The sequence below is a fragment of the Streptomyces olivochromogenes genome (genome assembly GCF_021538895.1).
Lineage (GTDB): Bacteria > Actinomycetota > Actinomycetes > Streptomycetales > Streptomycetaceae > Streptomyces > Streptomyces olivochromogenes_A.
In genome coordinates this window covers 17,769-44,183 of record NZ_JADDRL010000025.1, presented here as the reverse complement: position 1 = coordinate 44,183, position 26,415 = coordinate 17,769, and the positions used below count along the sequence as shown (strand labels likewise).

The 26,415-nt window shown below is 70.1% G+C and carries 14 protein-coding genes; 12 read left to right on the top strand and 2 right to left on the bottom strand.

Annotated elements, in window-relative coordinates:
- Positions 1-36 precede the first annotated feature (36 nt).
- The 10 genes from IPZ69_RS15285 to IPZ69_RS15240 all read left to right on the top strand — a co-directional run bounded on the left by IPZ69_RS15285 (position 37) and on the right by IPZ69_RS15240 (position 21,068).
- Positions 37-8,757, top strand: a complete 8,721-nt coding sequence (locus tag IPZ69_RS15285) for a type I polyketide synthase (protein WP_235454666.1) — start codon at positions 37-39, stop codon at positions 8,755-8,757.
- Entirely contained in the window at positions 8,754-13,166 is a 4,413-nt protein-coding gene (locus IPZ69_RS15280; protein WP_235454665.1) for a type I polyketide synthase, read from the top strand. Before IPZ69_RS15285 ends, IPZ69_RS15280 begins: the two co-directional genes overlap by 4 nt.
- Positions 13,163-14,824: an FAD-dependent oxidoreductase gene (locus IPZ69_RS15275; RefSeq protein ID WP_235454664.1), complete on the top strand. Its 1,662-nt coding sequence runs from the start codon at positions 13,163-13,165 to the stop codon at positions 14,822-14,824. The genes IPZ69_RS15280 and IPZ69_RS15275 overlap by 4 nt, the downstream gene beginning before the upstream one ends.
- 64 nt (positions 14,825-14,888) lie before the next feature.
- The gene (locus tag IPZ69_RS15270) at positions 14,889-16,310 is read left to right on the top strand and encodes an FAD-binding oxidoreductase (RefSeq protein WP_235454663.1); all 1,422 of its coding nucleotides are present in this window, start codon (positions 14,889-14,891) and stop codon (positions 16,308-16,310) included.
- Positions 16,311-16,348: 38 nt separating this feature from the next.
- Positions 16,349-16,603, top strand: coding sequence for an acyl carrier protein (locus IPZ69_RS15265; protein ID WP_235454662.1), 255 nt, complete (start codon positions 16,349-16,351; stop codon positions 16,601-16,603).
- A complete protein-coding gene (locus IPZ69_RS15260) occupies positions 16,600-17,889 on the top strand; it encodes a beta-ketoacyl-[acyl-carrier-protein] synthase family protein (protein WP_235454661.1) in 1,290 nt (429 codons plus the stop codon). Before IPZ69_RS15265 ends, IPZ69_RS15260 begins: the two co-directional genes overlap by 4 nt.
- A gap of 138 nt (positions 17,890-18,027) precedes the next feature.
- A complete protein-coding gene (locus IPZ69_RS15255) occupies positions 18,028-18,747 on the top strand; it encodes an ABC transporter ATP-binding protein (protein ID WP_235454660.1) in 720 nt (239 codons plus the stop codon).
- Positions 18,747-19,484, top strand: a complete 738-nt coding sequence (locus IPZ69_RS15250; protein WP_235454659.1) for an ABC transporter permease — start codon at positions 18,747-18,749, stop codon at positions 19,482-19,484. The genes IPZ69_RS15255 and IPZ69_RS15250 overlap by 1 nt, the downstream gene beginning before the upstream one ends.
- A 26-nt stretch (positions 19,485-19,510) precedes the next feature.
- Entirely contained in the window at positions 19,511-20,134 is a 624-nt protein-coding gene (locus IPZ69_RS15245; RefSeq protein WP_235454658.1) for a TetR/AcrR family transcriptional regulator, read from the top strand.
- A gap of 298 nt (positions 20,135-20,432) precedes the next feature.
- Complete coding sequence (locus IPZ69_RS15240) at positions 20,433-21,068, top strand: response regulator transcription factor (RefSeq protein WP_235454657.1); 636 nt, start codon at positions 20,433-20,435, stop codon at positions 21,066-21,068.
- Positions 21,069-21,249: 181 nt separating this feature from the next.
- Here IPZ69_RS15240 and IPZ69_RS15235 read toward each other — a convergent pair whose 3' ends face one another.
- Both IPZ69_RS15235 and IPZ69_RS15230 read right to left on the bottom strand, forming a co-directional pair.
- Positions 21,250-22,728 (bottom strand): AMP-binding protein, encoded by a 1,479-nt coding sequence (locus tag IPZ69_RS15235; RefSeq protein ID WP_235454656.1) that lies wholly within the window; start codon positions 22,726-22,728, stop codon positions 21,250-21,252.
- Entirely contained in the window at positions 22,725-23,816 is a 1,092-nt protein-coding gene (locus IPZ69_RS15230; protein WP_308407468.1) for an acyl-CoA dehydrogenase family protein, read from the bottom strand. The genes IPZ69_RS15235 and IPZ69_RS15230 overlap by 4 nt, the downstream gene beginning before the upstream one ends.
- A 467-nt stretch (positions 23,817-24,283) precedes the next feature.
- On the opposite strand from IPZ69_RS15230, the gene IPZ69_RS15225 reads away from it, so the two are divergent.
- On the top strand, positions 24,284-25,603 hold the full coding sequence (locus tag IPZ69_RS15225) for a cation:proton antiporter domain-containing protein (RefSeq protein ID WP_235454654.1): 1,320 nt from the start codon (positions 24,284-24,286) through the stop codon (positions 25,601-25,603).
- Positions 25,600-26,349 carry a 4'-phosphopantetheinyl transferase family protein gene (locus IPZ69_RS15220; RefSeq protein ID WP_235454653.1) on the top strand — a complete coding sequence of 250 codons (750 nt, stop codon included), beginning with the start codon at positions 25,600-25,602 and terminating at the stop codon, positions 26,347-26,349. The genes IPZ69_RS15225 and IPZ69_RS15220 overlap by 4 nt, the downstream gene beginning before the upstream one ends.
- Positions 26,350-26,415 lie beyond the last annotated feature (66 nt).

Here is a 26,415-nt window from a genome sequence, read left to right as displayed (position 1 = left end):
GGATCGAGAGCCGGAGCAGTTGGAGGAGACTGGCAGATGCACGCATCGACCGCGGTGTCCGGAGAGCCGTACGGGCGGGTCGTTCCGGAAGCGATCGCCATGGTGGGAGCGGGGTGCCGGTTTCCCCGCGGAGCCCACGGGCTGCCTGAATTCTGGCGCCTCCTGCGCGAGGAGACGGACGCCATCGAGGAAGTCCCCGCCGATCGGTGGGACGTGGACCGTTACTACGACGCCGATCCCCACAAGCGCGGCGCGATGTACAGCCGGTGGGGTTCCTTCCTGGACGGCGTCGACCAGTTCGATCCGGCGTTCTTCGGCATCGCACCCCGCGAAGCCCACGAAATGGACCCACAGCAGCGCCTGCTGCTGGAGGTCGCCTGGGAGGCACTGGAGGACGCCGGTCAGGTACCCACCGACCTGGCCGGTACCCGAACGTCCGTCTTCACCGGCGTCATCGGGATGGACTACACCCTGCTCCACGCCCACCAGGCTGGGCTCTCCGGCATCGGCGCCTGGTACGCCAGTGGGCGCGAATTCAGTTTCGGGCCCGGTCGGCTGTCCCACCTGCTGGGGCTACAGGGCCCCAGCATGTCCGTGAACACCGCCTGTTCGTCCTCGCTCGTCGCCATCCATCTGGCGTGCCAGAGCCTGCGCAGCGGCGAGTCCGACCTCGCTCTCGCGGGCGGCGTCAATCTGATCCTCTCCCCGGAACTCAGCATCTTTCTCTGCAAGGTGCGGGCCATGTCCCGGGACGGGCGCTGCAAGCCGTTCGACGCCTCTGCGGACGGGATCGTGCGGGGCGAAGGCTGCGCCCTTGTCGTCCTCAAGCGGCTATCCGACGCCCTCGCGGACGGCGACGACATTCTCGCTGTCATCCGCGGCACGGCGGTCAACCACGACGGGGCCAGCGCCGGACTCACCGTGCCCAGCGGGGAGGCCCAGCAACGGCTGCTGCGGGACGCCCTGGCCGCAGCGGGTGTCGCGCCCGCCGACATCGACTACGTCGAGGCCCATGGCACCGGAACGCCGCTCGGGGACCCTATCGAACTGAGCGCACTGAGGAACGTTCTCGGTCAGGACCGGCCACGCAGCCACCCGCTCTTCGTCGGCTCGCTGAAGAGCAACTTCGGTCACATGGACTCCGCGGCAGGCGTCGCAGGACTGCTCAAGACCGCCCTGGTCCTCCGGCACGGCCAGATTCCCGCCACCATCCACGTGCGCGAACGCAACCCGCGTATCCGCTGGGACTGGCCGGTGGACGTGGCCACCGAGCTCACCCCGCTGCCGGCGGCCGGCCAGGGCAGGCCGCGGTTGGCCGGGGTCAGCGCCTTCGGGCTCAGCGGCACCAACGCGCACGTGATCATCGAGGCAGCACCGCCACATGCCGACGCCCGGGCCGAGGAGCCGGAAGGCCCGGTCCTCCTGCCCCTCTCCGCCCGCAGTGACGCTGCGCTCACCGACCTGGCCCGTGCCTACCGCGACCGGCTGACCGCCACCGCCGACGTGCCCCCGCTGCGGGATCTCGCGCACACCGCCGGCGCGCGCAGGACCCACCACAAGGAGCACCGCCTCGCGGTCATCGGCAGTGGTACCGGCGAACTCGCCGCGCGACTCGGCGAATTCCTCGAAGGCAGGCCGTCACCCGGCCTGAACCGTGGAAGCGGAGAGACGGAAGGAGAGCGGGAGGCACGCGTCGTCCTCGTCTTCTCGGGCCAGGGCTCCCAGTGGCCCGGCATGGCCCGCGAACTGCTCGGGCGCGACGGTGACGACTGGCGTGCCTTCCGTGACACCTTCGACGCCTGTGACGCCCTCGTCCGTGAGCAAGCCGGCTGGTCGCCGAGGGAGGAGATCTCCGCCCCGGAGGCCGATTCCCGGCTCACGCGCACCGAGTTCGCGCAGCCGGTGATCTTCGCCGTACAGGTCGCGCTCGCCGCGCTCTGGCGTTCCTGGGGCATCGAACCGGCGGCGGTGGTCGGACACAGCATGGGCGAGATCGCCGCGGCGCAGGTGGCCGGGGCACTCACGCTGGAGGACGCGTCGCGGGTCGCAGTCCACCGCGGCCGGCTGCTGGCCGAGTCGACGGGCCAGGGCCGCATGGCCGTGGCCGAACTCTCCGAGCCGGACACGCGGCGCGCGCTCGAACCCTATGCCGGGCTGCTCTGGCCGGCCGCCGTCAACAGCTCCCGCTCGACCGTTGTCTCCGGTGACGCGGAGGCCGCCGAACGGTTCGTCGCCCACCTCACGGAGCGGGGGATCGGCTGCCGCATGCTGCCGGGCGACCACCCCTTCCACAGCCCGTACATGACCCCCTATCAGGACCGGCTGGCGAAGCTTCTGGACGGCTTGCGGCCCAGCCCGCCCACCGTCCCGGTGGTCACCACCACCCACGGCGGAACCGGGGACGAGGAACTCTTCGACACCGCGCACTGGGTACGCAACATCCGCGAACCCGTTCAGTTCGCGGCAGCCGCCGATGCATTGTTGGGCCAGGGGTACAGGACCTTCCTGGAGATCGGCCCTCACCCGGTCCTGACCTTGCCCCTCACACACGCCTTCGAGGACACCGGTAACGAAGGCACGCTGGTGGTGCCGTCCCTGCGGCGCGGTGTCGCCGCGACGGAGACACTCCTGACCTCGGTGGGAGCGCTGTACGCCGCCGGGGCTCCGGTCCGCTGGAAGTCGGTTCCGCCCTCGGGCGGCCGACCGGCCAAACTCCCCTCCTATCCCTGGCAGCGCCGGCGCTACTGGCTCCAGCAGACGCAGCCGCCGTCGAACGAAGGACCGGCGTTGACACCGCAGTTGCCGGTGGCACAACAGTCGTTGGAAGAGCGGTCCGAACCCCCTGTCGCTCGGAATCCCCAATCCCCCCGGGACCGCCGCCAACTGGAGGATCTGGTGGCCAGGTCGGCGGCTCGGGTGCTGGGGCACGAGCCCGGCTCGATCCGGCGGCGGCAGGGGTTCGCCGACATGGGCATGGATTCCCTCACCTCGCTCGAACTCCGGGATCTGCTCCAGCACCAGGTAGGCCCGCTGCCCGCGACCGTCGCGCTCGACCACCCCACGGTGGAGCGCCTGACCACGTATCTGTGGGACCGGCGTGCCGAGCGGCAGGCTCCTGAGGCCGCAGCTCCCGAGCAGGTGGCGGAGAGGCAAGCGTCTTCCGTGCCCGCGGCCGGCCACGAGCCGATCGCGGTCATCGGTCTCGGTTGCCGATTCCCCGGTGGAGGCAACGGGCCCGACGGCTACTGGCGCATGCTGAGTGACGCGACCGACGCGATCGCGCAGTCTCCCGAGGGCCGCTTCGACGACCGCAGCCGCTGGAAGGGCGCCTGGCTGGACGACGTCGATCACTTCGACCCCCGGTTCTTCCGGATACCGCCTCGCGAGGCAAAGGTCATGGACCCGCAGCAGCGGCTCTTCCTGGAAGTCGCCTGGGAGGCCCTGGAGCACGCCGGCCAGACTCCCGACCGGCTGACCGCCACCCGTACCGGCGTATTCGTCGGGATGAACTCCCACGACTACGCCGAGCTCATCGCCAACGCCCCGCAGAACGTCGACGCGTTCTACGGCACCGGCAACTCCTTCTGCTCCACCCCCGGACGTCTTTCCTACTTCCTGGGTGTGCACGGGCCCAGCCTGGCCGTGGACACCGCGTGTTCCTCGTCGCTCGTCGCCGTACATCTCGCCGTCCGCAGCCTGCGCAGCGGCGAGAGCGAGGTCGCCGTCGCCGGCGGGGTCAACGTCATCCTGCGCAGCACCATCCACCGCGCCAGCCAGGCCGCGGGCGCGCTGGCCGGTGACGGGCGCTGCAAAACCTTCGACGCCTCGGCCGACGGGTACAACCGTGGCGAGGGCTGCGGTGTGGTCGTACTCAAACCGCTAGGCAAAGCCCTTGCCGACGGCGACCGTGTGTTGGCGACGATCCTGGGTTCGTCGGTCAACCAGGACGGCCCGAGCAGCGGCCTCACCGTTCCCAACGGGCCTGCCCAGAGTGCCCTCGTCCGTGACGCGCTCGTCGACGCGCGGGTGTCGCCCGCCGAGATCGGGTACGTCGAGGCCCACGGCACCGGCACACCGCTCGGTGACCCGATCGAACTCCAGGCCCTCGGCGCGGCTCTGAGCGCTCTCCCCGGCCGGCAGCGGATCACTGTCGGGTCGGTGAAGACCAACATGGGACACCTCGAAGCGGCCTCCGGTATCGCGGGCCTGATCAAGACCGTCCTGGTCCTGCAACGCGGTGAGATCCCGCCGCATCTGCACTTCAGCGAGCCGAACCCCGCGATCCCCTGGGCCGAACTGCCCTTCGACGTATCGACCCGGCCGGTGCCGTGGCCGCAGGACCGGCACGCGGCCGGGGTCAGCGCCTTCGGCTTCAGCGGCACGAACGCCCATGTCGTACTCGGCCGGGCGCCCCGGCAGTCCGAACCGTCTTTCGGGCAGCTGCCCGATGACGGTCGGCCGTACCTGCTGCCGCTCTCGGCTTCCGACGAGGAGGCGTTGACCGCCCAGGCCGGCAACTACCGTGAACTGCTCACCGGCGGTGCGGAGCGGCAGCCGGGCGCCGACGAGACCACCAGCGCTTCCGGCATCCCACTGCGCGACCTGTGCTACACCGCGAGTACCCGCCGCGCTCATCAGACCCATCGCCTCACCGTCGTGGGCCGCACCCGCACCGAACTCGCCGAGCGGCTCGCCGCGTTCGAGGACGGCGACCGTGGCCTCGGCGTCTCCACCGGCCGTGCGGACGGCCGCGCCGAGCGGAAGCTGGCCTTCGTCTTCTCCGGCCACGGGTCCCAGTGGCGGGGCATGGCCCGGCTCCTGCTGCGGCAGGACCCGGCGTTCCGCGAGGCCATGGCCTGGTGCGACGACCGGTTGCGCCCGCACATCGGCTGGTCGGTGCTCGACCACCTGGAGCGAGGCGCCGACACCCCGTTCGGGCCGAAGCAGCAGGAGCTGGTCTTCGCGGTCCAGATCGCCCTCGCCCGCCGTTGGCAGTCACTCGGAGTCAGGCCCGCCGCGGTGGTCGGCCACAGCATGGGAGAGGTGGCGGCGGCGCATGCGGCCGGCGTCCTCGGCATCGAGGACGCGGTACGGCTGATCCATGAGCGCGCCGCCGTCCAGGAACGCCTGGTCGGGTCCGGCGCCATGGGAGTGGTCGGCCTGCCGGCGGACGAGGCCGAGACGGCGCTCGCCGGATACGAGGACCGGCTGTGGGTGGCCGTGAGCAACAGCGCCCGCAGCACGGTCCTGTCCGGTGACGAGACAGCCCTCGAGGAGGTGTTGGCCGCCCTCAAGCGGCGCCAGGTGTTCAGCCGCCGGATCGACGCCGCGGGCGCGGGTCACTGCCCGCGCGTCGAGCCCCTCGACCGCGAACTGGCCGGCCGTCTCTCCTGGATCAGGCCCGCCGACGGAGACCTGCCGTGCTACTCCTCCGTGACGGGGGGTCTCCTGGACGGAGACGCGTTCGGTGCCGCGTACTGGGGCCGGAACCTGCGTGACCGGGTGCGGTTCTCCAGCGCGGTCCGGGCCATGGCGGGCGACGGGTTCGACACCTTCCTGGAGATCTCCCCTCATCCGCTGCTGCTCACCTTCATCGAGCAGGACCTGCGGGATCTCGGAGTGGACGGCGTCCTCGTGCCGTCCCTGCGCCGGGACAGCGACGATTTCACTGTCATGCTCGACTCGCTGGGCACTCTGCACGCCCACGGCTACGTCGTGGACTGGGAGCGGATGTACCCGGCGGGCGGGCAGTTGACCGACACCCCCGCCTATCCGTGGCAGCGCAAGCGCTACTGGCTGGCAGGCCCGCAGGGTGGGGCGCCGGGTGCCGTACCGCCGCGAGATGCTGCCGGGGCTGTGCAGGACAGGCCCCCACACCCGCTGCTGGCCCGCCGGACCCGGACCGCCGGGAGCGCGGACACGCGCCTGTTCGAGGCCGACCTGGACGGCGGACTGCTCGGCGCACTGCCCGTGGGGAAGCTGTGGGGGGCCGGGCTGGTGCCCGGCGCGGCCTGGCTGGAGATGGCGCTCGCCGCCGGCCGGGAACGTTTCGGCGCCGGGCCGCTCTGTATGGAGGCGGTGGAGCTGCCGGAGCCGCTGCTGCTCGACGGGGCGGTGGGCGGACCTGAGGGAGAACCTGCCGCGACGGTCGCGCAGTTGAGCTTGACGGACACGGACCACATCCATGACATCGCGGGAGCGGCGGACACGGCGCTCTTCACGGTGCACACCTTCCCCGCCTTGCCGGAGACCGGGACGACGACAGCGCTCCGGGCCCGGGGCCGGCTGATGGCCAGCGCGGACACGGCAACCGCCGCTCGGCCGGCGTTCACCGGCACCGACGAAGTGGTGGACCCCGCGGAGCCGGGCGAGGCGCTGGCAGCGGCCGGCGTCGGCATGGACGGTTTGCGGGTGACGGCGGCCGGGCGCGCCGACGGCACCTTCACGGCCGAGTTCGAGAGCGCCCCCGACGGAGCGTGGATCCTGCCCCCCGGGCTGTTGGAGGCAGCGTTGCGCACGCTGGCGCTTGCAGCGGGACAAGACCCGCAGGTGCCGCCGCTGCTGCCACGGTCCGTGGCGCGGCTGGTCCTTCTCCGAGCCCCGGACAGGCCGCGGCTGACGGTGCACGCCTGCCTCACCGACCGCACCGGCCCCGGCGTGCGCGGTGACGTCTCCGTCCTGGACGAGGACGGAACACCAGTCGCCCTGCTGTCCGGTGTGACTCTGGAACCGCCGTCTGTGACACCCGTCGCGGCGGGGACCCGCGACCGGCTCGACGCCCTGCTGTACACCCACCGGTGGCAGCCGTCGCCCCGTGCCGCCGCACTTCCCGCGGCCGAGCCGGTGGACGGCGCTTGGTGGCTGGTGCTGGCGGACCGGGGCGGCGTGGCCGATGCGCTGACCGCACGACTCGCCGCACGTGGCGAGCGGACCGTACTCATCGCCCCCGACGCCGCCGCCGGCCACGGCGGGCTCGCGAAGCTGGTCCGGGACAGTCTCCGCACCCCCGGTTGCCGTGGCGCCGTCCATCTCTGGGCACTGGACCTCCCCGTCGGTGCGGGCACTGCCGCCCTCACCGACCCGGCTGCCGGATGCGCCTACGACGCGGTACTCAACCTCGCCCGCGCACTGGGGGCCAGCGGGACCGCACGGCCCGTCTGGTACGTCACACGCGGCGCCTGCGCGACCGGGACATCCGGTACGCCAGGCCTGCCGGTGGCCGAGACCCAGGCACCGCTGTGGTCCCTGGCCGGAGTCGCCGCCCTCGAACACCCCGCCGCCTGGGGCGGTCTGCTCGACCTGGACCCCCGTACGACCGGCCCTGACGCCGAAGCCGCGGTGCTCGTCGACGAGTTGGTGGCCCCGGACGGCGAGGACCACGTCGCGCTGCGATCCGGGCGGCGTCTGGTGCAACGCGTGGCGCGGGACCGTACCGCCGGGCCGGTGCTGCCCCTGGGACGGATCGAGCCCGGTGGCGCGTACCTGGTCGCCGAGGGCGCGAGCCGCCTCGGCCTGCACATCGCTCGCTGGCTGTCCGAGCGCGGCGCTGGACGTGTGGTCCTCACATGCGGGCCCGAAGCCGATGTGTCCGGAGGGGACTTCGAGGAGGAACTGGACCGGCTACGTGCCGTCGGCGGCACCGAACTGCTGATCGTGCGGTGTGACCCCGCCGATCGCGCCGCCCTGGCCGGTCTGCTGGAGGCCGCGTGCGACGGCGGCCTGCCGCTGCGCGGAGTGGTCTGGCTCGCCGTTGACTGGGAACTGGGCGATACCGCGGCCGTCGGCCTGTCCGAGATCACCGATTCCGTCCGCAGCCGCGCGCTCGGCGCCTGGCACCTGGACGAGTTGCTGAATGCCCAAGGCGCTGACAGCGGACTGGAGTTCTTCGTCGCCTTCAGCGGCATCGCCTCGTTCTGGGGTTCGCTGGGCGTGGCCCGCCAGGCCCCGGCCGACGCGCTGCTGGCCGCCCTGGTCCAACGGCGCCGGGCACAGGGCCGTGCCGGTCTGTGCGTGCGCTGGGCACCGTGGGAGGAGGCCGGGAATCTTACCAAGGACAGCAGGGCGATGCTGGTCCGGGCCGGTCTGGAGCCGCTGCGGCCCGAGACGGCCGTGGAGGTGCTCGACCATCTCGTCGCCGCCGGGTCCGTCGAGGCAGGCGTATGCCAGGTGGACTGGGGCATCATGCTGCCCCTCTACCAACAGGTGGGCTGGCCGCTCTTCCACGACCTGGAAGCGAGCGACGACACGGCGGGTGCCACCGCGGCGGCCTCGCTGCTCCAGGAACTGGCGGCGCTGGACCCCGAGGAGCGCCAAGGCCTCCTCGTGGGCCACGTGCTGACCGAGACAGCCGTGGTGCTCGGCGCCGAGTCGGGTGATGAGTTCGACTCCCGTCAGGGCTTCTTCGACCTCGGCATGAACTCGATCACCGCCCTGGAGATGAAGGTCCGGCTGCAACGGCGCTTCGACTGCACGCTGCCCAACACGCTCGTCTTCGAGTATCCGAACGCCGAGGCTCTGGCCGGATTCCTCGCTTTGGACGTGCTCGGCCTCGGCATCGCGGACGCCCCCGGCCGCACCGGTCACGACCCCACTGGGACCGAACGCCCCCAGACCGCCTCGGAGTTCACCGTCGACGTCGGGGACGACGACCTCACGGCCCGCTTCGAGCGCGAGATGGCCGGGGTGGAGGCCCTGGGACTTGGGCGTGCCGACTGGCCCCGTACCGACACCAAGTACCGCGGAGAGGCGGAGCAATGACCGGAACCGACACGGACGACCGGGCCAGGCTGAGCCACGCCCTCGATACGATCGCGCGGCTCAGGACCCGGCTCGAGCAGTACCAGCAGACGGACGGTCCCGTCGCCATCATCGGCATGGGCTGCCGCTTCCCCGGCGGAGCGGATTCGCCCGAGGCGTTCTGGCAGGTTCTCCGCGAAGGTACCGACACCGTCACTCGCTTCCCGGCCGACCGCGGTGACGCGGACGCCGTGTACGACCCCGACCCGGACGCGCCCGGCAAGGCGTACTGCGTCGAGGGCGGGTTCATCGACCGGCCCGACGCCTTCGACGCCTCACTCTTCGGCATCTCGCCCGCCGAGGCGGTCGCGATGGACCCGCAGCAGCGCATCACGCTGGAAGTGAGCTGGGAGTCGCTCGAGCGTGCCGGTATCGCTCCCGACAGCCTGGAAGGCACCGCGACCGGTGTTTTCCTCGGCGCCAGCACCAGCGACTACGCACGCATGCGCCAACAGCTCACCGCCGCGACGGACGTCGACGCCTACCAGCTGATGGGGGAGCCGGCGTTCCTCGCCGGGCGCGTCGCCTACCACTTCGGGCTGCGGGGTCCCGCGCACGTCGTCGACACGGCCTGCTCCTCGTCGTTGCTGGCGGCCCACCTCGCATGCCAGAGCCTGCGCCGCGGCGAGTGCGATCTCGCACTGGCCGGAGGAGTCAACCTGATGCTGACGCCCTATGGGTTCGTGCTCGTGAGCAAGGCGGGGGCACTCTCGCCCGACGGGCGCTCCAAGGCCTTCGACGCCTCGGCCAACGGGTACGCACGCGGCGAGGGGTGCGGTGTCGTCGTACTGAAACGGCTGGCGGACGCGCTGGCGGACGGCGACCCGGTGGTCGCCGTCATCCACGGGAGCGCGGTCAACCACGACGGACGTTCCAGCGGCATCTCGGTGCCCAGCGGCCCGGCACAGCAGGAGGTGATCCGGGCGGCCCTGGCGGACGCCGGTGTGGCCCCCGGTGGGATCGGATACATCGAGGCGCACGGCACGGGCACACTGCTCGGCGACCCCATCGAACTCCGTGCCCTGGAGGCGGTGTTGGGTCCTGGCCGGCCGACGGACCGCCGCGTATACGTCGGGTCGGTCAAAACGAATGTCGGCCACCTGGAGGCCGCAGCAGGTGTGACCGGGTTGATGAAGCTCGCGCTGGCCCTGCGGCACAGGGAGATTCCGCCGAGCCTGCACTTCAGCGAGCCCAATCCGAACCTGGACTGGGAAAGCCTGCATCTGACCGTCCCACGGGACCGGACGGCCTGGCCCACGACGGCCGTCGGCCGCTACGCGGGCGTCAGCTCCTTCGGGGTGAGCGGCACCAACGTTCATCTGGTCCTTGGCGAGGCCCCCGCGTCGCCGGCCGAGAAACCCCAGCAGACGGCGCCGGTGGCCTCGCACAATCTGCTGGTCCTGTCCGCGACGTCCCAGGCTGCCCTGAGCGACCTGGCCGCCCGCTACGCCGCCCGCCTCGGTCTGCCGCAGGAGTCCTCCTCGGAGACGGCCGCGGACAGCACGGGCGACAGCACTCCAGGTGGTGGTGCCTCGTTGGGGGATGTGTGCCGGGCCGCCGCTCTGGGGCGGGCCCAACTGCCGCAGCGGGTGTCGCTGGTGGCCCGTTCGGCGGGTGAGCTGCGCGACCGGCTGGAGCGGTTCGCCGCGGGACAGGCCGGGCCGGGGGTCGTCACCGGGCGGGCGTCGACCCGCAGGCGGGCGAAGGTCGCCTTCCTCTTCACCGGCCAGGGCAGCCAGTACCCCGGTATGGGGCGCGGACTGTATGACACCGAACCCGTGTTCCGTGCCGCCTTCGACGAGTGCGCTGTCCTGCTCCGCGAACATCTCGACCGCCCGCTGTCCGACGTCGTCTACGGCAGTCCCGACGACACCGCGTTGCTGGACCGGACCGCCTACACCCAGCCCGCCCTCTTCGCCGTCGAGTACGCCCTCGCCCGCCTGTGGCGCTCCTGGGGAATCAGGCCTGCCGCCGTCCTCGGGCACAGCGTCGGCGAGTACGTGGCCGCGTGCGTGGCCGGGGTGTTCAGTCTGGAGGACGCCCTCGCGCTGGTCAGCGTCCGTGCCGGGCTCATGCAGCGGTTGTGTGAACCAGGCGCCATGATCGCTGTGCCGCTCTCCGCCACCGAGGCCGAGGCCGAGGCCTCCACCGATGGCGGTGCCGTCTCGCTCGCCGCCGTCAACGGCGAGCGCCAGACGGTACTTTCCGGTGCCGCCGACGCCATCGACCGCATCGCCGCCCGGCTCGGCGGACGTGGGATCCAGGCTCGCCGCCTGCGTGTCTCGCACGCCTTCCACTCGCCGCTGGTCGAGCCGTCGCTGGCGGAGCTGCGCGCGGCGGCGTCGCGGATCGGTTTCTCCGCGCCGCGTATTCCTGTCATCTCCAACCTCACTGGTGAGGCCGTCGGTTCCGACACCCTCGCCGACCCCGACTACTGGTGCCGGCATGCCCGTGTGCCCGTCCGGTTCGCCGACGGGGTGCACACCCTGGATCGCCTCGGTTTCACCACGTTCCTGGAGACGGGCCCCGGCCGGACCTTGCTCGGCCTCGGCGCCGCCGCCCTTCCCGGGCCGGACCGCAACTGGTTCGCCTCCCTGCGCCGGACCACCGACGACGCCGAGCAGATCCGCACGGCGCTGGGCGGCCTGTACGTGCTCGGTACCCCTGTGGACTGGCGGGCGGTGCACGCCGGGGCACCCTCCCGGCCTGTGGCGCTTCCCACGTACGCCTTCCAGCGGGACCGCTACTGGTTCGACGAGCGAGAGCCGGCGGTGCCCGCCGTCAGCACGAGCACCACCACCGGGACCGCCGGCACCGACGAACCGCCGGCGCTGCTCGCGCGGCTGTCGAAAGCGGTCGCGGACATGCGGCCCGGCCTCGTCGCCGCCCACCTGCTGGAGCAGCTCTCCGCCGCGCTGTGGACCCCCGCGGAGGAGATCGGCCCCGATGCCGACCTGCTCGAACTCGGGGTGGACTCGCTGATGGTGATGCAGGTGGTCACCGTCTGCAAGAACGAGCTGGGGCTCAGTCTCTCGCCGCGCGAACTCTTCGAGCAGCCGACCCTCGCGGAGTGGGCGGCCCTCATCGCGGCACGCGCCACGCAGGACCACGGCCTGTCCGGCGCGGCGGAGCAGGGCGATGCGGCCGTGGCCACCGACTGGACCGACCCGGCCGTACTCAAGGCCCAGGCGGTGCTGGACCCGGACATCAGTCCTGCGGGCGACCTGGGGGAGGCCTGGCGCGACCCGGCCGATGTCCTGCTCACCGGTGCCACCGGCTTCGTCGGCGCGTACCTCCTGGACGAACTGCTCCGCTCCACCAAGGCGACCGTCCACTGCCTGGTGCGCGCCGACGATCCGGACGGCGCGCTCGCCCGGCTGCGTGCCAACACCGAGCGCTATCTGCCCTGGCGGGAGGAGGACGAGGAGCGGATCGTGGCGGTCCCCGGCGATCTCTCCCAACCGCTCCTCGGCCTCCCGGAGAACGTGTTCGACGCACTCGCCCATCGCGTTGACGCGATCTACCACAACGGCGCCAACGTCAATTTCATCCAGAGTTTCCGGCAGCTCCGGGCCACCAACGTGGGCGGTACACAAGAGATACTGCGGCTCGCTTGCCGGGGCCCGCTCACCCCCGTCAACCACGTCTCCACCTTCGCCGTCTGGGGGGTGCCCGACGACCTCACCAGTACCTTCGGCGAGGACGATGCCCTGGACCGGGCCGGCCGACTGCCCAACGGCTATCTGCAGACCAAGTGGGTGGCGGAGAACCTCGTCCAAGCCGCCCGTGAACGCGGAGTACCGGTCAACGTCTACCGACTCGGCCAGATCATGGGCGACTCGCGCTTCGGCGCCTGTGTCACCAACAGCTTCACCTGCGCGGTCATCAAGGGCTGTATCCAGTTCGGCTCCGCGCCCGAACTCGACATGCTCGTGGAGATGACCCCCGCCGACTACGTCAGTCGGGCCCTCGTACACGCCTCCAAGACGAGTGACTTCGGGAAAAACTTCCATCTCCTCAACCCTGACCGCATGCCGTTCCAGGAACTGGTCGGTTACATCCAACGGCGCCAATGGCCGGTCGGTCAGCGGCCGGGACCCGAGTGGGTGGCGGACTTCCACGCCGGCGTCGGCGTCGAGGACAACGCGCTCCACCCGCTCATCGACACCATCAGCGAGATCGTCCGGGTCGGCCAGGACTCCATGACGTATCAGGTGGACAACCTGCTGCGCGCGCTGGACGGAAGCGGCATCACCTGTCCACCGCTCGACGACGCCCTCCTCGACACGTACTTCGACTGGATGGTCCGCACCGGCTTCCTTCCCTCTCCCGGCCAGCCCGCCGCACAGTCCCGGACGGAGCAGCGATGAACACGCGCGATCCCGAACACGCCCATGAACAGGCCCCCCGCGACGTCGCCATCCTCGGCGGTGGGATAGCTGCGGCGACCCTGGCGACTGTCCTCGCGGCCAACCAGGTGCGGGTCACTGTGGTCGACGAGGCCGAGCCGCCGCGATTCCCGCAGGGCGAGATGGGGGTGCACGCGGCCGGGCTCTTCCGCATCCTGGCCGAGCGCTACCAGGTGCCGGAACTGGCCCGGCTCTCCACGGTCAAGGACATCCACGAGCACATCACCCGAACTGTCGGTGCCGAACACTGCCACAGCTTCGTCTACCACCGGGAGGGACGGCCCCAGGATCCGTCCGAACTGCTCCAGGTCTGCCCGCCCAAGGGAGCCCCGCCCGAGCCGCACTTCTACCGGGCGGACATCGACGCCCACCTGCTGCGGGCTGCCGAGAACCGGGGCGCCGACGTGCGCCGGGGCGTCAAGGTCACCGGGGCGGTGCCGGGACCGGCCGATGTGCTGGTCTCCCTCTCGGATGGGGGACGGATCCGGGCGCGGTATCTGGTGGACGCCACAGGCCCCGACTCACCGTTGGTGGCCGCGTTGGGGCTCCGCGAGGAACCCGCGCGCTTCACGACCGTCAGCCGCACGCTCACCACCCATATGACGGGGGTGCGGCCGTTCGCCGATGTGGTGGCCGACCGGGCCGCGGCGTACAAGGCTCCGATGCCGTGGGCCCGGGGAAGCATGCACCATCTCACCGACGGCGCGTATCTCGCGGTGCTGCCCTTCGACAACCACCCGGTTCCCGCCGCCGGCGTGGTCAGCGTCGGTCTGACGCTCGACGCCCGCCGCTTCCCGGCCGAGGACTTCGCCGGGCTTTCCGCCGAGGAGGAGTTCCGGGCGTTCGTCGCGCGCTTCCCCACCCTGGCAGCCCAGTTCGAGGACGCGGTCGCCGAGCACGGGTGGCTGTCCACCGAGCGCAACCAGTACGCGGTGAGCCGCACCGTAGGGGACCGGTGGTGCCTCGTCGCGGATGCCGCAGGTTATGTCGATCCCTTCATCTCAAGGGGACTCGGCATCGCTCTGGAGACCGTGAACGTCCTCGCCCGGCGGCTGCTGGACGCCGTGGCAGACGGTGACTTCTCTACCGAACGCTTTGCGCTGGTGGACGACTTCACCCGCGGCCACCTCGACGCCAATGACGAGCTTGCCGCCATGGCGCACGCGTCGCTGCGCGACCCGGCGCTGGTGAAGGCCGTGCTCTTCGTATTCGAAGTCGGCTTCCGTTTCGGCGGGTTCCCCCTGCTCACCGCCTATTCGGAGCTTCGTTCCACGGGCAGCGACGCGGCGCTGCGGGCTCTGGAGACCGTGCCGTACCGCGGGCACATCTTCGCCGGCCACGAGGGCTACCACCTGCTCTTCGCCGCCACCGGTGCCACCTGCGCGGCGGTGGCGGCCGGCGAGCTCGACCCGCGCACCGCGAGCGAGCGGATCTTCCGGTCGGTCCGCGAGGCGGAGTTCGTGCCCGCGGCCTTCAAGCTCAACGATCCGACCGCCCGTTTTCTGCAGATCACCCCGGTGACCCTTCTCCGGCTCGCCCTGTGGACGGTCCGCGGAGCGCCCAAGGACATCGCCCCGCTGATCCGCACCGGGATAAAGACCGTCCTGCGGGGCGGCTGATCCGAGCCGGTACCGTCCCGCCCTCCCCCGACTGCCACACACAAGGAAGAACCGAGGAGCACGCATGGGAACCCCTGCCCGTTTCACCGGCACCGTCCTCACCCCGGGGGACGCCGGTTTCGAGGACGCGAGCCGCACATGGAACGCGTGCTATGCCTCCCGGCCCCGCGAAGTGATGGTCTGTCACAGCGCCGAAGCCGTGGCGGAGGCTCTGGGGAGTGCGCGGGGTCGCGGTATCCCGTTCCGAGTCCGCTCGGGCGGTCATTCCATGGCCGGGCTGAGCAGCGTGGCGGACGGGGCGATCATCGACCTGGGCGGTCTCGATGCCATCACCCTCAGCGAGGACAGTTCGCTGGTGACCGTCGGTGGTGGGGCCCGTCTCGGTGACATCTACCGTGAGCTGTGGAAGGCCGGTGTGACCGTACCGGCCGGCACCTGCCCGCGGATCGGTATCGGCGGCCATGTGCTGGGCGGCGGCATGGGTGTCCTTTCCCGGTCGCGCGGCGCGCTGGTCGACCACCTCGTGGGCCTGGAACTCGTCGGTGCCGACGGTCGGCTGCGCCAGGTCGACGACGACGAGCACGCCGACCTCTTCTGGGCCTGCCGGGGCGGCGGAGGCGGCAGTTTCGGCATCGCCACCTCGTACACCTTCCGTACCTCGCCGATCTCAGAGGTCACGATCTTCACCATCGCCTGGAGCTGGGCGCAGTTCGCCCCGGCGGTCAAGGCCTGGCAGGGCTGGCTGGCTTCGGCGGAGGACCGCATCAACACCTTCCTCTCGCTCTTCCCGCGACAACAGGACCTGTTGGTGGCCTTCGGCGTCTTCGACGGCCCGGCCGCGGAGTTCGAGGAGCTGCTGCGTCCGCTCGTGGCTGCGGCGGAGCCGCAGACATTGGTCGTCGAGCCGGTGCCGTTCATCCAGGCGGTGGACACGGTGGAGGCTCTCCAGGGTGAGGCGGCCGCGGCCGATCAGGTGCGCGCCCAGGGCAGTTCGGCCATCGTCGCCGAGCCGCTGAACGAGGCAGCCATCGCGACCCTCCAGGAGTTCCTCACCGATCCGCCGAGCCACCGCGCCGAGGTGGCCGTGTACGGCATGGGAGGGGCCATCGGCCACCGGGCGCGCACCGACACCGCGTTCGTGCACAGGACCGGACTGATGGCCTTCGAGTACCGCACCGACTGGGATCTGCCGGAGGACGACGGGAAGAACCTCGCCTGGGTCAGGGCGCTGCGTCACTCGATGGCCGAGCACACCACGGGCGCCGCGTACGTCAACACCATCGACCTGGCCCTGGAGAACTGGCTGTGGGCCTACTACGAGGAGAACCTGCCGCGGCTCATGCAGGTCAAGCGCCAGTACGACCCCGGCGACGTCTTCCAGCACCCGCACAGCATCCCGGTGTCCCTCACCGCGGAGGACATCGCCCGTCACGGCATTCCGGAGCAGGTGGCCGCGGAGATCCGGTCCGCCGGGCTGCTGAGCTGACGACTCATCACATCCAACGATCGAGGAGGTCGTACGACATGGCACGGACCGAACAGGAGATTCTGGCCGGCGTCGCGGAGATCCTGCATGACGTCTGCGGGATCGAACCGGCCAGGAGCACCGTGGACAAGGCCTTCGTCGACGACCTGGACGTCGACTCCCTGTCCATGTACGAGATCGGCATGACGACCCAGGACCGCTTCGGCGTCGAGCTGCCGGACGAGGACATGAGGGGACTGCGCACTGTCGGCGACCTGGTCGACTACATCCGGATGGCGGGAGTCTCGGCATGACCGACGGCCGCCCTGCCGGCCCCGGCTGTCCTGTCTCCGAGGACCGTGAGGTGGTCGTCACCGGGCTGGGGACCTCAAGCCCGGTCGGCGGCGATGCCCCGGCGACCTGGAATGCCCTTCTCTCGGGTGTCTCCGGGGTGCGGGGCATCAAAGAGGCGTGGGCTGACGTACTGCCGGTGCGGATCGCGGCCCCCGTGGCCGTCGAGCCGGCCGAACGACTTGCGACGTACGAAACGCGCCGCCTGGGCAGGGTGCAGCAACTGGCCCTCCTGGCCGCCCGCGAGGCGTGGCAGGACGCGGGGGCACCGGAGACGCCGCCGGAGCGGTTGGCGGTGGCCGTCTCCTCCGGAGGCGGGGGAGTGGGGAGCCTGCTCGATCAGTACGACGTGCTGCGGGAGCGCGGATGGCAGCGGCTCTCCCCACTCACCCTTCCGATGTACATGGCGAACGGCCCCGCGGCCTGGATCTCCGTGGAGTTCGGTGCCGCGGCCGAACTGCACGCCCCCGCCAGCGCCTGTGCGTCGGGCGCCGACGCGCTGGCCCGCGGCCGGGAACTGATCCGGTCCGGTCAGGCGGACGTGGTGCTCGCCGGAGGCGCCGACGCGATGATCCACCCGGTCATCGTGGCCGGGTTCGCGGCCATGCGTGCACTGTCCCGGCGCAATGAGGACCCGGAGGGCGCCTGCCGGCCCTTCGACGCGGGGAGGGACGGATTCGTCCTGGGGGAGGGCGCCGGGGTGATGGTGTTGGAGGCTGCCGGGCATGCTGCACGGCGCGGCGCCCGCGTGTATGCCGAGCTCGCCGGGGCGGGCCGTTCCGCGGATGCCTATCACATCGCCAACCCCGATCCCTCGGGCGCGGGTGCCGCTCGCGCGATGCGCCGGGCACTCGCCGACGCGGGAGTGAAACCCGGCGAGATCGCGCACGTCAACGTACATGCGACCGGTACGACGTTGGGGGACGCGGCGGAGGCGGTGGCGCTGCGGCAGGTGCTGGGGCCGGGCCTTTGCGGGGCTTCGGTGGCCGCGACCAAGTCGCTGACAGGTCATCTGCTGGGCGCGGCGGGTGCGGTGGAGGCGGTGATCACCGCGCTGACGCTCCATCACGGCGTCGTCCCGCCCGCCGTCAACCTCGACGAGCCCGATGCCTCGATCGGTGACGACGTTCTCCGGGCCGTGGTCCGAGGCGGTCCTGGAGTGCTTCCCGAGGGCGCGGCCGCGGCTCTCAGCAACTCATTCGCCTTCGGCGGCCAGAACGTCTCCCTGGTTCTGCGCCGCCGGAGTTGACGTCCGCCGACGCTCACCTCCGCCGACGTGGGCCGTCCCGACCCCGCATCGGCCGGCGAGCACCGGCAGGGTTCACGGCCGGAAGTCTTTCACCTACTGTTGAATTCAACGTCGGGCGAGTTTCCGCAAGGAGAGATCATGAAGACCGCGATCGAGGTCCAGGACCTCGTGGTGACCCGCGGCGGGAAAGAGGTACTGCACGGCCTCTGCACCCGCATCCCACATGGAGGAATCACTGGGCTGCTGGGGCCGAGCGGCAGCGGCAAGACCACGCTGCTGCGTTCGATCGTGGGTGTGCAGCGGGTGAAATCGGGCCGGGTCACCGTGCTCGGCGACACGGCGGGTGCCCCGGCGCTGCGCCGGAAGATCGGCTACTTCACCCAGTCGCCCAGCATCTATGCGGACATGACCGTCCGGGAGAACGTGCGCTATTTCGCCAGTTTCTACAACCTCGGCCAGGCGGCGGCCGAGGAGACGATCAAAGAGGTCGGCCTGCAGGAGCAGGCCGGCCAGATCGTCCGTACCCTCTCCGGCGGCCAGCACAACCGGGCGTCGCTTGCCTGCGCTCTGGTCAGCCGCCCCGAACTGCTCATCCTGGACGAGCCCACGGTCGGCCTGGACCCGGTTCTCCGCGAGGAACTGTGGGCCCACTTCCGCCAGTTGGCGGCCGAAGGCACCACGCTGGTGGTCTCCAGCCACGTGATGGACGAGGCCAACCGGTGCGACCGTCTGATCCTCCTGAGAGAGGGTGCAGTCGTGGCCGATGACACCCCGCAGGCGATCAAGGACAGGGCCGGTACGGACGATCTGGACCGGGCGTTCCTCACCCTGGTCCAGGGAACGCTGGAGGTGGCGTGATGTCGGTGCGACTGACGCTGAGCACCACGGGCCGGGTGCTCGGGCAGCTCAGGCACGACCGGCGCTCCGTCGGCCTCCTGATCGGCGCGCCCCTGCTGCTGCTCACCCTGATCTACTTCATGTTCGAGAAGAACGGCCCGCTCCTCGACCGAGTCATGTTAATCATGCTCGGGGTCTTCCCCTTCCTCCTGATGTTCCTGGTCACCAGCATCGCCATGCTGCGGGAACGCACCTCGGGCACGCTGGAGCGGCTCTTCACCACTCCCTTGGGCAAGCTGGACCTGCTCTTCGCCTATGGTCTGGCCTTCGGTCTGGCCGCCACCGTGCAGGCGACCGTGGCGACGACGGTGGCGTTCTGGCTGCTCGGCCTCGACACGGCAGGCAACGGCGCGCTGGTGGTGCTGATCGCGGTGGCGGACGCCCTGCTCGGCGTCGGCCTGGGACTGCTGTGCAGCGCGTTCGCCCGGACCGAGTTCCAGGCCGTGCAGTTCCTGCCGGTCGTGGTGCTGCCGCAGATCCTGCTCTCCGGCCTCTTCGTGCCGCGGGCCGATATGGCAGGCTGGCTGGACGGCGTCAGCACGGCGATGCCGCTGGCCCACGGGGTGGAGGCGTTGCAGGACGTCGGAACCTCGGCCGACGCGACGGGGGACATGTGGCGCGGCTACGGCATTGTGATGGGATGTGTGGTGCTGGCCCTGGTGCTCGCCGCTGGGACCCTACGGCGGCGCACCGCTTAGCTGTCACCTGGTGAAGAGGAGCGCTCGTGCGCAGACGTAGCGGCCGCCGTCCCGGCAACCCGGACACACGCGGGGCGATCCTGGAGGCCGCTCGCCGGACGTTCGCCGAGCGCGGTTACGACGGCTCGTCCATCCGTCACATCGCGACGAGCGCCGGTGTGGATCCGGCGCTCGTCCATCACTACTTCGGCAGCAAGGAAGATCTCTTCCTGGAAGTCGTGAAGCCGCCCATTGAGCCCGGGGCCGTGATGGACGAAATCTTCGCCGCCGGCATCGAGGCCGTTCCCGAGAATGTCGTGCGTACTTTCCTTGGCGTGTGCGAGGGCCCGGTGAGCGGCCCGGCCTTCCTCGGGTTGCTGCGCGGCGCGGTCGCTCATGAATGGCAAGCGCTGCTCCTCCGCGAGTTCTTCACCACCCAGATCGCCCGCCGGGTGGTGCGCCGCCTCGGGGCGGTCGTCGATCCCGCGGAGGTGCCGTTGCGGGCGTCGCTGGTTTCGAGCCAGCTCTTCGGCCTCGCGATGGTCCGGTACGTCCTGCGTATCCAGCCACTGGCGGGCGCGCCGGAAAAGGTCGTCATCGCGGCTGTGGCGCCGAATATCCGCCGGTACATGGTCGGGGACCTGAGCGCGGAGGATGACCTAGCCGTCTGAAGGTCGACCCCCAACGGGCCAATTCGCGCTGTCCGGATTCATCTCATTGTTTACGGCGGATTTACCGTCACGCTGAGCCGTGGTTTTGCGATCATGTCCGCAGCACATGGAATATTCGCCTCAACATTACGAGTCGGTAGAATTGCTGCGGAAGTGTCAAGTGGTTCTTGGGTAAAGGTTCCCCTCCGACCGTCTTCTATGTTAGCTTGATTAAGCGATGAAGTGCCAGATGGGGGGTTCTTTGCTGATGCGCATATTAGTCGTCAGTGACAGGACGGTCATCCGGGCCGGTTACCGCATGCTCTTCGACGGTAAACCGGATCTTGAAGTTTCCGGAGACGCTGGAGATATACCGCAGATCGCGAGCAGCGTGAGCGATCTGCGACCCGATGTAGTCGTCATAGATTCCGAGACGAATTCGCTGGACGCGGCTGAGGTGGTCAGGTTCCTGGGGTCGGAGGCTCCCGGTTCCCCCTCGCTGGCGCTCGTCGGTGAATTCGACGATCAGGTGCAGAGGCTGCTGCGCGCTGGTGTCCGTGGCCTGCTGCTCAACCGCTCGTCCCCAGTGGAGATCGTATCGGCGGTTCGGCTGGTCGCAGCCGGATACGCCCTGCTCTTCCCTTGTCGTGGCCGGAGGCTCGTCGACTGGCAAGCCCCGGCCGACGGCGACAAGCAGGAAGCCCGGCACGAAGCGCTGAGGAAACTGACGCGGCGTGAAGTGGACGTGCTCCGGCTCATCGCGCGCGGTTGCAGTAATGCCGAAATCGCCGAGATGCTTTTTGTGAGCGAGAGTACGGTGAAATCCCATGTGCAGCGCATGCTGGACAAGCTGGAGCTGCGCAATCGCATACATGCCGTAATCTACGCGTACGAGATCGGAATGGTCCGGACGGCCGGACCGTCGGCACGGATTCCGGTCTCGCCCGTGGGATAAATGTGAGAGCCGCCTTTTCGGGCAGCTCGCTTCAACGGGAAGTCTGACGATCATCCTGTCGGACGGTCCGAGCAGGTCAGCGGCTTGCTGTCCTGCACCACCGAAGCGGCGTTGCCCTATTCAGGTAGGCTCTCACTTTTATCCCCACACGTGGTTCCGATATTGGCGGCGAAATTCTCCGTCACATCATTGTCCGGCCCGTCGTGATGTCCTGGACCATACGCCTGCGGTCCTTCTTGCCGTTCCCGGTGCGCGGCAACTCATCGACCACGTGCAGGGCGTCCAGGATCATGTACGGGGGCAGCCGCTGCGCCGACCACTCCTTCAGCCCGAGCAGCGAGACGGACGACTCCGGGCACGTCTTCGTGACCACCGCGTGGAGCGCGGCCTCCAGGCCGGACCCGACGACCACGACGGCGGCGTCCTCCACTCCCGGATGGGCACCGAGAACGCTTTCCACCTCGCCGAGTTCCACCCGCTGGCCACGCACCTTCACCAGGTGGTCGCGCCGGCCGATGAGTTCCAGGTTCCCGTCCTCGCCGACCCGCACGATGTCGCCCGTCGCATACGGCCCGGTGTGGGGTTCCTGGCCCCAGTAGCCGAGCATGACCGTCGGGCCGGAGATCAGCAGCTCGTGCTCGCCTTCCCGGTCCTGCGGCGCCAGCGTCATCGAGTCGCCGGAACAGACCGTTCCGATCGGCACGGCCGTGGAGCGCCGCACAACGGCCGGCGTCACCTCGTACGAGGTGCAGACATTGGTCTCGGTGGGGCCGTACCAGTTGAACATCCGCACCCCGGGCCACTGGGCACGCAGCTGCTGGACCAGCGGAAGCGGGAACGGCTCACCTGCGAAGAGACAGACCCGCAGAGCCGGCGGCGGGACCTCGTCGAAGAGCCCTCCTTTGGACATCATCAGTGAGAGGGCCGATGGCACCGAGTACCAGACGGTCAGCTCGTGACGGCGCAGGAACCGCACCAACTGCTCCGGTGCGTAAGCCATTTCCTGAGAGATGAGAAAGACCGAGGCCCCGGCGTGGAACGCGGCGTAGAGGTCGAAGACCGAGAGGTCGAAGTTGAAGGGGGCGTGGTTGGCGAGCCTGTCCCGCGGCCCGAGATCCAGCAGCTCACAGGCCCAGGTCACGAACGCGAGCGCATTGCGGTGGCTCAGGCACACGCCCTTGGGTTCCCCGGTGGAGCCCGAGGTGTAGAGGATGTAGGCGGGGTCGTCCGGGGATCCATCCGCCGGCGCCGAAGGTGCTCCCGTCTCCTCGGTCAGGAGTTCCTCCAGTGTCGCCAATGGGCCCGCGTTCCACTCCGCCCCCGCAGCGCGCACTGCCCCGCCCGCATCCGTGACGGTCAGCGCGGCGCCGCAGCCCCGGCCGATCCGGGCGGCCCGGACGGGCGGATTGGACTCGGTCACCGGCACATAGACCGCCCCGCGCCGCAGGCACCCCTGCATCAGCGCTACGGCGTGCGTGCTCTTCCCCGCCCACAACAGCACCCGGTCGCCCGGCCGGACACCCCGCGCGGCCAGAGCCGCGCTGTAGCGATCGGCGAGTGCGTCCAGTTCGCCGTAGGTCAGGCGCCCGTCCCAGGCGTGCACAGCCAGAGCCTCCGGGGTGTGCCGGGCAACGTCGCTGACCAGCTGATGCAGCCTCACAGTCCCAGCTCCTTCGCGGCCAGTTCCTTCTGGATCTCCGATGTGCCGGAGAAGAGGAGGCTCGGCACGGCGTTGCGCAGCTCGGCCTCCACACCGACGTCCGCGAGGAAGCCGCCTCCACCGAATATCCGTACCGCGTCCAGGGCGTTGGCCACCGCGCCCTCGGACGCGGCGAGTTTCGACAGCGCCACTGCCAACCGGGCGGGCCGACCCTGGTCCATGTCCCAACAGGCGCGGTAGAGCAGCAACCGGGCCGTTTCCAGCCGCATCGCCATGTCCACGATCCGGTGTGACACGGCCTGGAAGTCGGCCAGCCGACGGCCGAACTGGCGCCGCCGCCGGGCATGTTCGACGGTCCGCTCGACCAGCCGGGCCATCATCCCGACGTAGCCGGCGAACAGACAGGCCCGCTCCCAGCCCATCGAATGTTGGAAGATCGTCGCCCCCATCCCAGGGACACCCAGCACTTGACGGGCGGGTACGAAGCAGTCGGTGAACGTCACGGTACCGGCCGGGGTGGAGCGCAGGCCCATCTTGTCGAACGGCTCCCCCGCCCGTACGCCTGCCGTGTCCGCGGATATCACGAAGGCCGTCTGCCCGAGATGGCCCGCCTCCGGGTCGGTCGTCGCATAGGTGACGAAGAGGCCGGCGGCGGGGCCGTTGCTGACAAAGCTCTTTTCCCCGTTCAGCAGGTGGCCGCCGTCCACCGGAGTGGCGGTCAACCGGAGTTTCGACACATCGGAGCCCGCGTCGGCCTCGGTCATGGCGTTCCCCGCGATGACCTCTCCGGAGCAGATGCCGGGCAGCCAACGGGACTTGAGGTCGTCGGAGCCGAACTCCGAGATCGGCACGGCGCAGGCGAAGAGATGCGCGCTGGCCGCGAAGACCAGCCCGGTGTCGCTGCAGCCCTCACCCAACGCCTCGTACAGTCGCGCGGTGTCCAGTGCTCCGAGCCCCAGTCCGCCGTACTTGTCGGGCAGACACGCGCCGAGCAGCCCCAGGCGTCCCAGCGTCCCCCAGTCCGTCCGGCTGAACGGCTCCTGCGGAACGCGCCCGGCGGGGAAGGCGCGGCGGACGTCCTCCAGCATCTGCCGATGACGTCCCTCCTGATCAGCGGACCATTCGAAATCCATAAGATTCCCCGATACACGATCGTTTGATGGTGCGCCAGAGATGCCTCTGACGGTTCGTCAGGGATACTGCGGGGCCCGGCGCGGCGGTTTCGGCTTTCGTCGGGCCGGCCACGCAGCGGGATGTGTCCCCGGCGTCGGACCGATCCGCTCACGGACCGTCCAGTACTTTGCCCGCGCACGACGCCGCGAGGCGCCCTGCCCACAGCAACCCTGCCGTGCGAAACCGGTGAAGCACATCGGCACGGCCGAGAATTCATCCCTTCTACCGTGTCTCCTCCTCCCGGCCCCTCATAGGTGCTGATGGACGGCCCAGGTTTCGCTCTCAAGGCCAATGGTGGGGAATCCGTCCCCCTCGGAAGAATCCTCACTCCCGTGCCATGGCCGGACGCGCCGTACGGCACGCCGACACGTCTGGAGGACTGATGGCAGCGGAGGGACTTCCCGTGGAAGCGATAGCCATGGCCGACGTGGCCATCGTGCTGCTCGCGGGCCGCCTGTTCGTCAGGCTGAGCGGACGGTTCCGCCAGCCGCCGGTGGTGGCGGAGATCGCCATCGGCATCATGCTCGGACCGAGTCTTCTCGGCCTGCTCCCCGGGGACCTGCCCGGGCGGATCTTTCCCGACGAGGCACGGCCCATGCTCTCCGCCGTATCTCAAGTGGGGTTGCTTCTCTTCATGTTCCTGGCCGGCTGGGAGATGGACCTGGGCCGGCTGCGTGGACGCGGCCGGTCGGTCGGGGGCATGGCCGGGCTGTCCATGGCCGTGCCGTTCCTGCTCGGAGCCGGGACAGCGGCCCTGCTCGCCGGGCGCTACGCCGACAGCAAGCGCAGCACGACCGCTTTCGTCCTTTTCCTGAGCACGGCCTTCGCCATCACCGCCTTCCCGGTGCTGGCCCGCATCATCAAGGACAGCGGACTCACCGGCACCCGCGTGGGATCCACGGCGATGGCGTGCGCCGCGGTGGGAGACGTGTTGGCCTGGTGTGTCCTCGTGCTGGTGGTGGCCGTCTCCGAAGCGGGCGGTCCGGGGCACTTCTGGACGGTCCTCGGCCTCACGGCGGCGTACGGCCTGGTGATGGGGATCGCGGTGCGGCGCCTGCTGCGCTTCATGATCGGCCGGTCGCCCCGGGCGGCGTCCGGGGCGAATCTGCTGGTTCTGATCGCCTCCGGAGTCTTCCTGTCCGCCTGGGTGACCTCCTGGATCGGCATCCACGCCATCTTCGGGGCGTTCGCCTTCGGACTGGTCATGCCGCGAGAGTCCCGGGAGGATCTGCACCGGCGGGTGGCGATGCCGCTCGGCGGGGTCGTGGCGCTGCTGCTGCCGGTCTTCTTCATCGTGACCGGACTGTCCGTGGACGTGGGGGTGCTCGGCCTGGCGGGGCTGGCGTACCTGGGGCTGATCCTGTGCACCGCCATCGTGGGCAAGTACGCCGGGACCGTGCTGCCCGCCCGGATGTCGGGGATGTCCTGGCGGGAGGCCGGTGCGTTCGGGACCCTGATGAACACCCGTGGCCTCACCGAGATCGTGATGCTCGACATCGGGCGCCAACTGGGCGTCATAGACACCGAGATGTTCTCCATGATGGTGATCATGGCGCTGGTCACCACGGCGATGGCCGGGCCGCTGCTGCACAGGCTGGGGATCACTCACACCGCCGCTCCGCTCGACGGGACCCACAGCCAGGACCCGGCCCGGCCGGAAGGCGACACCGGGCGGCTCTCGTTGGCGAAGCTCCGGCCGTGACATCGGCGCTGCGTGTCAGCCGTTGTCTGCGCCTGTGGCACGGTACCGCCGGCCGGCCGACGGCCCGGGACTGGATCGCTCTCTCGCCGGAGGAACGCGCCCGTGCCCACCGCTTCATGGACCCCGCCGAGGCCGGGCACTACGTCTACGCTCACGCCACCGTACGGCGGATCATCGCAGGGCTGCTGCACTGCTCGGCCGAGGCGATCCGCTTCGGTCGCGAACAGTGTCCGGGCTGCGGCAGTGGTGAGCACGGCCGTCCGCGCATCGTGGCCCCGCCTGCCGTGCTCGGCTTCAACCACTCCCGCAGCCATGCCACTTGGCTGCTGGCGGTCGCCACGGAGGGGCAGCGGGTGGGTGCCGATGTCGAAGAGATCCGGCCACTCAGCGCGTTCCAGGGCCTGATCGACACCTGCCTGGCCCCGGACGAGCGGATCTACGTCACCCAAGACACGGACCCGGTGCGGCGACTCCGTCGTTTCTACCGTTGCTGGGTCCGGAAGGAGGCGGTGTTCAAGGCGGTCGGCACGGGCCTCGCGGGCGGGCTCGCACGGCTCGACGTAAGGCCGTACGAGGCAGGCTCTGCGGTGATCACAGTAGGCGGCCCCGGCAGTGGGCGCTTTCTCGTCCACGATGTTCCGCTGGGCCCTCGACTCGCCGCGGCGGTCGCCGAGGAACTGATCGCCGGATGGACTGAGTTGTCCCGGGACTCATCCGAAAGGACTGGTCCCGAGTTCATCAACTGAGCCGAAGAAATGCCCGAATGTGCTGGCTAGTGTAAGGCTCGCGGACATCATGGTCCGCGCGGCAAT